Annotated in this window: 8 protein-coding genes; 4 read left to right on the forward strand and 4 right to left on the reverse strand. The window is 41.1% G+C overall.

The genetic code is table 11. The features are described from left to right. The first annotated feature begins 60 nt into the window (after positions 1-60). A complete protein-coding gene (locus NJ959_RS05825; protein ID WP_254010812.1) occupies positions 61-303 on the forward strand; it encodes a hypothetical protein in 243 nt (80 codons plus the stop codon). After that, complete coding sequence (locus tag NJ959_RS05830; RefSeq protein ID WP_254010813.1) at positions 300-2,366, forward strand: AAA family ATPase; 2,067 nt, start codon at positions 300-302, stop codon at positions 2,364-2,366. Before NJ959_RS05825 ends, NJ959_RS05830 begins: the two co-directional genes overlap by 4 nt. A gap of 147 nt (positions 2,367-2,513) precedes the next feature. Here the strand turns inward: NJ959_RS05830 and rpsU are convergent, their stop codons facing one another. Continuing rightward, the gene (gene rpsU / locus NJ959_RS05835) at positions 2,514-2,720 is read right to left on the reverse strand and encodes a 30S ribosomal protein S21 (RefSeq protein ID WP_254010814.1); all 207 of its coding nucleotides are present in this window, start codon (positions 2,718-2,720) and stop codon (positions 2,514-2,516) included. A gap of 160 nt (positions 2,721-2,880) precedes the next feature. Further along, complete coding sequence (locus NJ959_RS05840; RefSeq protein WP_254010815.1) at positions 2,881-3,243, reverse strand: cupin domain-containing protein; 363 nt, start codon at positions 3,241-3,243, stop codon at positions 2,881-2,883. A 192-nt stretch (positions 3,244-3,435) separates the two neighbouring features. Here NJ959_RS05840 and NJ959_RS05845 point away from each other — a divergent pair, with 192 nt between their 5' ends. Together NJ959_RS05845 and NJ959_RS05850 are read left to right on the forward strand one after the other, a co-directional pair. Further along, entirely contained in the window at positions 3,436-5,373 is a 1,938-nt protein-coding gene (locus tag NJ959_RS05845) for a DUF3370 family protein (protein ID WP_254010816.1), read from the forward strand. Between the two features lie 44 nt (positions 5,374-5,417). After that, the gene (locus NJ959_RS05850) at positions 5,418-6,275 is read left to right on the forward strand and encodes a hypothetical protein (RefSeq protein ID WP_254010818.1); all 858 of its coding nucleotides are present in this window, start codon (positions 5,418-5,420) and stop codon (positions 6,273-6,275) included. A gap of 89 nt (positions 6,276-6,364) precedes the next feature. Here the strand turns inward: NJ959_RS05850 and NJ959_RS05855 are convergent, their stop codons facing one another. Both NJ959_RS05855 and NJ959_RS05860 read right to left on the reverse strand, forming a co-directional pair. After that, positions 6,365-7,216, reverse strand: a complete 852-nt coding sequence (locus NJ959_RS05855; protein WP_254010817.1) for an ABC transporter ATP-binding protein — start codon at positions 7,214-7,216, stop codon at positions 6,365-6,367. 555 nt (positions 7,217-7,771) lie between these two features. Then, on the reverse strand, positions 7,772-9,325 hold the full coding sequence (locus tag NJ959_RS05860; protein WP_254010819.1) for a SagB/ThcOx family dehydrogenase: 1,554 nt from the start codon (positions 9,323-9,325) through the stop codon (positions 7,772-7,774). Positions 9,326-9,436: the final 111 nt, after the last annotated feature.

Below are 9,436 nucleotides of genomic sequence, written 5' to 3' on the forward strand. Positions count from 1 at the left end.
AAAGCGTTCAACCTTCAACCTTCAACCTTCAACCTTCATCCTTCAACCTTCATCCTTTATATGACCTTCAAATACCCAGACATTGCTACCCAAGCGATATCCAGGATATTGGCAGAGAAGCAATCATCCTACGATCGGAATGTAGAGTTAACCGACGTGCAAGAACCAATTATCAGCGCTCCTCCAGAGGTGCGCCGCATCATTGAGCGGGTATTGCAAGCAGAAAAAGATAAACTATACATGAAAAATCCCCGGAATATCAATGACGATATTTTAAGAATTATTAAGGAAGAGGTGCAATGAGGCTGTTGTCCATCCGGCTTTACAATTTTCGTCAGTTTTACGGCAAAACGCCAGAAATTGTCTTGGCTTATGGAGAAAGAAACACTACAATTATTCACGGTAATAATGGCTCTGGCAAAACTGCCCTTTTGAATGGGTTTACCTGGGTACTGTATGAAAAATTCACTGCGGCGTTTTCCTCAGAAGATCAATTAGTAAATAAACGGGCAATTCACGAAGCTAAAATCAAAGAATTAGTAGAATGTTGGGTAGAAATTGGGTTCGAGCATCAAAATAGACGTTATCAGGCGAAGCGAGTTTGTCGTGCTTACAAGACGGAGGCGGGAATTGAACAGGGAAAAAGCGAATTATACCTACAAATTGCCGGAGATGATGGACGGTGGGTACTTCCACAACAACTTCCAGAAGATATAATTGGTCGCATTTTGCCTGCGAGTTTGCATCAATATTTTTTCTTTGATGGGGAACGAATCGAGCAAATTGTCCGTTCAGATAAGAAGGCAGAAATTGCTGAAGCTACCAAAACCTTGCTGGGAGTGGAGGTTTTAACTCGTGGGATAAAGCATTTGAAAGAAGCTAAGAAAAGCTTGGAGGCTGAGTTAGTATTAATTGGCGATGCCCAAACTAAGAAGATCCTGAAAGAACAAGAGCAATTAGAACAAGAAACTAATCGCATATTGAATCGTCAAGAGGAAATAGATCGGGAAGTAGCAGACCAAAATGACTTAAAACGAACAATAAGCGATCGCTTATTAGAACTTGGTGGCGCAAGGGAGTTGCAACAGCTTCGGGATGAACTTCAAGCACAAGAAAAAGTAATGCGAGATCGGATTAAACAGGCGCAACAGGAATTAAAAAAGGCGATATCCACGCGGGGTTATACGGTTTTGCTTTCCCCGAAAACGGCAGAATTTCGTTCAATTGTGGAGGAATTACGTTCTAGGGGAGAGTTACCTATCGGGATTAAGCAACAATTTATTGGGGATTTGTTGGAGCAAAAACGCTGCATTTGTGGGGCTGAATTAATTGAGGGAAGTCACTCTCATCAACATGTAGTGTCTTGGTTAGATAAGGCGGGAATGGCGGATGTAGAGGAAAGTGCGATTCGGATGGGGGTTCAAGTGGAGGAAATTGACAAGCAAGTGCCGGGATTTTGGCAGGAGGTTGACAGACAGCAAGGTATTATTGTCCAAAGCAGAACCGAACTTTCTCGGATTGAGACGCAATTGGATGATATTAAGAAGAAATTGCGGACTTTTCCCGATGAAGATATTATGGAGTTGCAAAAAATATTGGATAAAATGGAGGAAAAGATTCGAGATTTGATTTTAGAAAAAGGTGCAAATCATCAGAAATTTGAGAGGTTAAAAATAGATATAGATGTGAAAATTAAGCAGATTGCCAAGCATAAAATGAATGAAGCCAAGCAAGGGTTAGCACAGCGACGGATTGCTGCGGCTCAGGATGGGATTGAGCGCTTAACGGAGGTAAGGGTAAGGCTGGAGGATCAGTTTCGCACGTCTTTGGAAAAGCGGGTGCAGGAAATTTTTAACTCTATTTCTTTTACACCTTACATTCCTCAACTTAGTGATAAATATGAACTTACTCTGGTGGAAAATACAGCGGGAAAGGAAACTCTGGTGGCTGCGTCTACTGGGGAAAATCAGATCCTCAGTTTATCTTTTATTGGTGGTATTATCGATCGAGTACGGGAGTGGATTCAAGAGCGGGCACTGATGGGACCTGATAGTAGCACTTTTCCGATGGTGATGGATTCTCCTTTTGGCAGTTTGGATGAAATTTACCGCCGACAAATTGCTAAGATTCTACCAAAATTAGCCAATCAACTGATTGTTTTAGTTACTAAGACTCAGTGGCGGGGTGAGGTGGCACAAGAGATGGAGAGGTATATTGGCAGGGAATATGTTTTGACTTATAATTCACCTAAACCAGATTGCGATCGCGATTTTCTTGACATCGGCGGTGTCGGCTATGATTTGGTTAAGCCTAGTCCCAATAATTTTGAATATACTGAAATTTTTGAAGTAGATTATGAATTTTAGGCAATTTTAGATTTTAGATTGAGACAAATTACAGCCGATTGCAGGTTTATTAGGTAAATCCCAGAAACCCGGTAACTTCGGCGAAACCGGGTTTCTTTGTATTCTAGATTGGGAAAAGTTATCAATCTAAAATGTAAAATCTAAAAATTAACCCATTGCCGAATTAGATTCTTGACGACGAAAACGCTTTTGCCGCCGTCTCGCGATTGCTTTGCGCTTATGTTTTTCCAGAGGGGTTTCAAAGTGCCGCAGTCGCTTTAAATCCGCGAAAATTCCCGATTGGGAAACCTGCCGCCTAAATCGACGCAGGGCGGACTCAATCCCTTCATTTTTGCCAACATTTACTTGGGTCATTCTTCTTCTGTTCCGATCTCTCTCCATTCTAACACAAACAGGACTTACGCTCATAAACCCGCTTTCTAGAAAAAATCTTGGGTTTAGACAATCGAGGTTGACAATGTTACAAAATCTTCTCTAGCTCGATTTACTTTTGTTTATAAAACTTTACACTAAGTTAGGTATCTCGATGCACCATTTCCGGTGAAAATGCTGGCAAACAGATTGCCATATACTCTGCCCCCTCAGACAAAGGAGTGCTATATTGCACCCACTCTCCTTTGTAGGTAATGATGGCTTCCCCTGCTACAACATCAAATGTATCTGTCTTAGTGGTAACTCGTAAAAGTCCTTTCAAAACTATAGTATATTCATCAAATTCTGGCGTTTGACCTGGTTCAATCCAACCCCCTGGACTTGTCATTCTCGCAATGCTAACTTGGTCAGTTCCTGAATTGATTCGACCAATGAATTCTTCAATTATTTTTGGTTTATTACCTGCAGCTTCCACAACTGATGGTTTTGTAATTAATCTGGGCATATTTAGGTCTCCGTTACTTGTATAACTTAACTGTTGTCTTATAGTATATTTTACTCGGTACTGGAATAATTGTTAATTATTTAACCACCAAGACACTAAGACACGAAGGAAGTAGGCGATCTTATGGCGGTATGATAGTAACAGATACTGCTATCATTATTTTGGCTAGTCTAGTTATTGAGAATATTCTTAATGTTCAAAAATATCGCGGTGCAAATCGCCCAATCCCTCCTCATCACCTCTCTCTTCTCCTCATCTATGGTATTAGCATTTTCTGACATAGAAACCCACTGGGCAAACAACTGTATAAACCAAATGAAACCCCGCAAATTAGTAACAGGTTACCCTGATGGGAGTTTTCGCCCCAATGGGAACATTACCCGTGCCGAATTTGCTGTATTAATGCTAAACGCCTTTCCTAATGCCGCAGTTAAGCGGGAGGGAACAACATTCAACGATGTCCCGACGAATTATTGGGCTTATCGCGCTATTGGCGATGCTTATAAACGAGGGTTTTTTTCGGGTTATCCTGGGGGATTATTCCAACCAAACCAACCTATTCCCCGCGTCCAAGCTGTTGCTGTCCTCGCAGGGGCGATGAATTACAGCATACCAAATAATCCCAGTAATACACTAAGACAGTATTTTACCGATGGGGCACAGGTTCCTCAATATGGAGTAAACGCGATCGCATCTGCTGCTGTCAATACCCTTGTGGTCAATTATCCTAATATAAAACAACTGCGACCCAACGAACGCGCTACTCGTGGCGAAGTCGCCGCCCTAATGTGTAGGGCTTTAAATATTTATGCGGTTCCCCCTCAATATATTGCCGGGGTTGAAGTTCAGCCGCAAGAGGTGCGGGCGTTACCTGGAGGACTCAATAATATTCCCACTTTTAATAGTAATTATCCAGAATTAGTGGAAAAAGATGGTATTTTACTATCTAGTTTTACTCCAGAAAACAAAATAGTTTCATCAGCCCATCTCAACTTTCCATTTCAAGGGAGATTCGATATCTTCACCCATCATATTGCTAGGGCGGAAACTCAAGATCAAACCCGTCCCCTTTATCAAGGATTAATCGTCCAAAATCCCACAGACAAAACTGTTACAGTAGATATTTTACAAGCCGCCAGTTATCTCGCCACACCAGATGCCCCTTTTATTCCTTTAGCTGATATCGCAGATAATACCAACGGCAATATATATTCCGGTCCCGGTAGTCGGACTATGGGGGATGTATTGCGCGGGATTAGAAATGAGGATTTTCCTGCCCAAATCATTCTCGCACCAGGGGAAAGTAAAATATTAATGAATAAAGCAATTCCAATCAAACAAGCTCCTGCTTCTAATGGTCGTTCTACTCTAATTCACTTACAAAGTAATGGTAAAGTTTATATTGCCAATCTTGCCATGAAAGCACCTCGTAATAGTAACGGAAATTTCCGCCCGCCTACGTTAGCCGAATGGCAAGCTTTACTAATTGAAGGGGAACTTGCCCAACCCCGAAATCTCACACCTACTCCTTTGTCTCCGCCTCAAGAACCCACTGTTTTTGGTCGCGTCGCGGGGGTTTCCCAAGGGACAGAATGGTTAGCCCAAATTACTGATAGTCCTGAATCAGATTTTCTCAGAATTCCCGCTCCAGGTCAAGCCTTTTCTTATGTTATCGGTACTGTCCATTTAATTACCCTCAGTACCGGGCAAATTCAAAGTGCCAACATGTTAGCCCGCTATCCCGATACAGCCTATTTTGCTCACAGTAATTATGGGGTGGAATATAATTTAACATTACCTCTAAAAAATACTACCCCTCAACCTCAGACAGTCACCGTATCCCTGCAAACTCCGTTAAAAGATGAAGGAGGTACAGATAGATTGCTATTTTTAAATCCTCAATCAAACCAAATCTTCTTTCGCGGTACGGTAAGACTAAGTTATGAAGATGACAAAGGACAAAAACAAACCCGATATGTCCATTTAGTCCAGCGACGGGGACAGCCGGGTGAACCTTTAGTGACTTTAAAACTGCCACCAGGAGTCCAGCGAGAGGTGAATTTAGATTTAGTTTATCCTCCAGATTCTACACCGCCCCAGGTATTGACAGTGAGGACAATTACTCCTTAGAATGTCTGAATCAGTTAAATCTCATTTATAGGTACTCGATTGTGATGCAAAAAATTTATCAGGGGAAGATATTCAATCTACTTCGCCAAGCTAAAAGAAATTTCAAATATCAAGTACATGATACTTTGAGAATGATTACACAAAAACATGTTCTTCCCCAAATAGTTAACGAAAAAGAGATTAGAGTAGCTGGACTAAGACGCAGCGGCAATCATGCAATTATTAACTGGGTCAGAAAGCAACATACTGGTGAGGTATGGCATCTTAACAATGTTGTAGCATCAGAAAATCCTTACCGTTTTCTATATCAACACTATCCAGAAGATCATTTAAGACGAGAGGCGTTGGGTGATTTTGTCAAGAAAGATTGTTTGATTTACAGCTACGAAGATTATAGTCTGGAGCAGATTGCTGACCAAGAATTTGAAAAAAAACACGATCTTTACTTAGGAAAAAGCAGGATACGCTACGATCTACTAATTCTGAGAGATCCTTTCAATCTTTTAGCTAGTAGAATTAAGAAAAACTACATTAAAGTTAAAGGACAGCACCAAACAATGATTGATATTTGGATTGCCTATGCTAAAGAATACCTGGGAGAAACTGATTATTTGAAAAACAATAAAGTTTGCGTGAATTATAATCAGTGGTTTGTAAATATTGATTATCGGAAGCAACTTGCATCTCAACTCAAATTTCAGTTTTCTGATACTGGTATCAATCAAGTCAAAGGTCAGGGAGGTGGAAGTTCTTTTCAAGGGAAAGAACTTGATGGTGATGCAACTAAAATGGATGTCCTCAATCGATATAAGAAATTTGAAAATGATCCTAATTACCAAGAGTTATTAAAGAATGAGGAACTACTAGATTATTCAAGAAAAATATTTGGTCATCTGCCCTAGTTTATACAAAAACTGAAGGATTGACCAACAAAATATTTACTTGCTTTCTTCTCCCATCACTTGAGGATAAAAGAGATTTTTCCTATCAATTAATCCAATTGCCTTCCCGTCATTTCCACAAAAATATCCTCCAAATTAGAAGGACGAACCATCATACCCGTTTTATCAGGTAAACTATCTAAATAAGCATTTGCATCTGCCAAAGTGGGGAAAAACTTATACTCAAACCTTTCCTCTACTTGTTTCATCACCAAGCCTTCCCCATGTCGTGACTTAAACTCTTGGAGAGTGCCCAATTCAATTAATTTACCACTATCCATAATACCGATGCGATCGCACAAATATTCCACTTCATCCATATAATGGGTAGTGAGTAACATTGTCATCCCTTGCCTATTCAAATCGCGAATAATTTCCCAGATACGGCGGCGGGTTTGGGGATCTAATCCTACAGTAGGTTCATCTAAAAATAGAATCTTGGGTTGATGTAATAATGCCCTCGCAATTTGCAGGCGGCGCTTCATCCCACCAGAGAGAGTTTTCACCAGCGAATCCCGACGTTCCGATAATTCAACATAATCTAACCATTGATTAATGCGTTGTTTACGTTCAGGATTAGAAATGTGGTGTAATCTTCCATGCAATTCCATATTTTCCCACACAGTAAGGTCAATATCCACACTGGTTTGTTGCAAGACAACACCAATATTTTGCTTCACTGCTAAGGGTTGGCGTACTACATCGTAACCTTCGATCTCAATCTTACCTTGGCTGGGTTGAGTTAAGGTAGTTAGCATCCTGATTGTAGTAGATTTTCCCGCACCATTAGGACCGAGGAGACCAAACATTTCTCCCGATTGGATGGAGAAGGATAAATCGTTGACAACGGGTACTTTATTGTAATTTTTGTGAACGTTTTGCAGGGAAACGGCTGGGGGCATTGTATTGAAATGAGAGGGGTTTCTTTACAGATTATAATGCGATATCGCAATTTTCCTGCGAGAGGGTTACGCTATTGCAGGAAAATTGTCTTTCCCCACATCCCACATCCCACTCAACAAACTATCCCAACCCCAGACTGCTATAAATTAGAGATATAAATTTGCCGTAAATCTTCGATATTACTCACGCTATATATAATAGGGTTCGTTACTTAACGCACCCTACAGATTAGGTGTAAAACAACCCCCTATTTTTTGTTATTTTTCCCGATTTTAATCAATTGCGCGATCGCGTTTAATTGTATTTTGGAAAAGTACGCCATGGCAACAATACATCCACTCGAACACCCGCACACCCGCCAGTGGTTAAAACCACTGTCTAATAGCTTAAGTCGGTTGAAACCGACTCCGGATCAGGATTTAAGTTTTAATAGACTGAAGCTATTAGACAGGGAATTTATGATGGAGTCAGATATTAAGAATAGTTATCGCAACAGCACTTTTCAGATACATGGGTACATAGAAACCGGGTTTCTATTGTGTACTTCATAATTATCAACCCCTTCGAGGACGACCCAAAGTGGTAATATACAAAACAGCCTCATCAGTAGGAATTCCCAATACTTCATTCACCTGATCGTCAAAAAAACCACCAATTCCACTTACACCCAAACCCAAATATATCGCCGCCAAATTCAACCTTTGTCCTAAATGCCCCGCATCCATGTGCAAATAACGATAAACGCGATCGCCATATTTTGCCACAGCATTCTTCAAATCCGCAGTATGGAACAACACCACCCCAGCATCCCTACCCAACTCTTGTCCCAAACATAAATAATGTAACTCTCGGCGAAAGTTTTTAAAGCGAATTTGTCGTAATTCTTGAGCTTTTGGTGCATAATAGTAGCAGCCTTCTTCTAAACCAGTCACCCCAGAGACAGCGATAAAAGTTTCAATTAAACTCAAATCGAAATAATCAGGATCACCATCCAATCCTTGAGGAACGTAATGTTGAGGTTGGTAGGTAAAATCTAGGAGAGAATTGAGTTCATTCAAAGTCAAATTAGCACCATTATAAGCACGGGTAGATCTCCGTTTTAGAATGATATCTTCTAAATTTGGTGGGGCAAATCCTTTCTTTGTTTTTCCACCCCAACCGATCGGGATTGTCGCGGTTGAAACCTTCGTACAGAAGGGGAAATTGTACTTATCATCCCCTGACTTATCGGTAGCTAAACCTTTGGGCACTTGCCCATTTTTCTTCTCTTCAATTTGGGTAGCGCGATGGAAATGAATCAATAATTCTCCATCAGGCACTTTGGGATAGTTCAACTGAGTAGCAGAGGGTAATACTGTGGGTTCAGATGATACGTTTTCTTGCCCATTGAATAAATCTGTTAAAGGAATAACCGCGATCGCACCTTCTTGTTCCGGATCGAGATAAAGTAGATCGTTCACCTTCCGATCCCCAAAGCCGCCAATCAGGTGAGGACGATAGCCATTCAAAGCCGATGCTAACTCAATATTACCCAATAAATGACCCGTGTCTAGAAAAATTCGCCGATAAGCCCTATCTTCATAGCGCCAAGCAGAGCGATAAAAAATTGCCGTGATAATAATTGCTAAATCCGTTTTTTCCAAAACAGAATGCCAAAAACAAGCATCTTGCAATCCTTGCCAAACTTCACTCGCCCAAAAATTAATTAGACAATGGGTGCGACACTGATAATTATAAATTCCTGAAGGTAATAAAGGAGTCCCACGAGAAATTAAATAAACTTCCGCCGGATACAATCCACCAGCAGAAGGCGCTGCCCTCAGATACATGGGTTGCCCCATCATCGTCTCCATTCTCGCCGTCAATCCATAACTGCACAACAACAGTCGCGACAGTCGCCGCCAGGATTGATCCCCTTCTTTAGCAAAAGCTGAGAAATCGTCTCTGAGATAGGGTTTGAGATCGAAGTTAGCACCAACTTTATAATCTTTATAGGGTATGGGTTGATTCTCCCAGTCAAGTCTCCTATTTTTTGACGAGATCGTCTCCGGATCGTATTTAGTGCGCTCGTGGTAATGTTGAGCAATAGATAATCGCGAGTCTGACATAATCGTTCCCAGGGCGTTTGCAGCTTCTCTTTTAATCTTTACATTCCATGCTGCAAATAGGGAATGGGCAGTGGGGAGTAGGGTGTGGGTTTTTTGGTGTGGGGTGTGGGG

Source organism: Limnofasciculus baicalensis BBK-W-15 (assembly GCF_024178385.1).
Lineage (GTDB): Bacteria > Cyanobacteriota > Cyanobacteriia > Cyanobacteriales > Coleofasciculaceae > Limnofasciculus > Limnofasciculus baicalensis.

Excerpts from the sequence above, each read along its gene's own strand:
- NJ959_RS05840 (WP_254010815.1), bottom strand. The coding sequence starts at position 3,243 with ATGCCCAGATTAATTACAAAACCATCAGTTGTGGAAGCTGCAGGTAAT.
- NJ959_RS05855 (WP_254010817.1), bottom strand. The coding sequence starts at position 7,216 with ATGCCCCCAGCCGTTTCCCTGCAAAACGTTCACAAAAATTACAATAAA.
- NJ959_RS05825 (WP_254010812.1), top strand. The coding sequence starts at position 61 with ATGACCTTCAAATACCCAGACATTGCTACCCAAGCGATATCCAGGATA.
- rpsU (WP_254010814.1), bottom strand. The coding sequence starts at position 2,720 with ATGACCCAAGTAAATGTTGGCAAAAATGAAGGGATTGAGTCCGCCCTG.
- NJ959_RS05860 (WP_254010819.1), bottom strand. The coding sequence starts at position 9,325 with ATGTCAGACTCGCGATTATCTATTGCTCAACATTACCACGAGCGCACT.
- NJ959_RS05830 (WP_254010813.1), top strand. The coding sequence starts at position 300 with ATGAGGCTGTTGTCCATCCGGCTTTACAATTTTCGTCAGTTTTACGGC.
- NJ959_RS05850 (WP_254010818.1), top strand. The coding sequence starts at position 5,418 with ATGCAAAAAATTTATCAGGGGAAGATATTCAATCTACTTCGCCAAGCT.
- NJ959_RS05845 (WP_254010816.1), top strand. The coding sequence starts at position 3,436 with ATGTTCAAAAATATCGCGGTGCAAATCGCCCAATCCCTCCTCATCACC.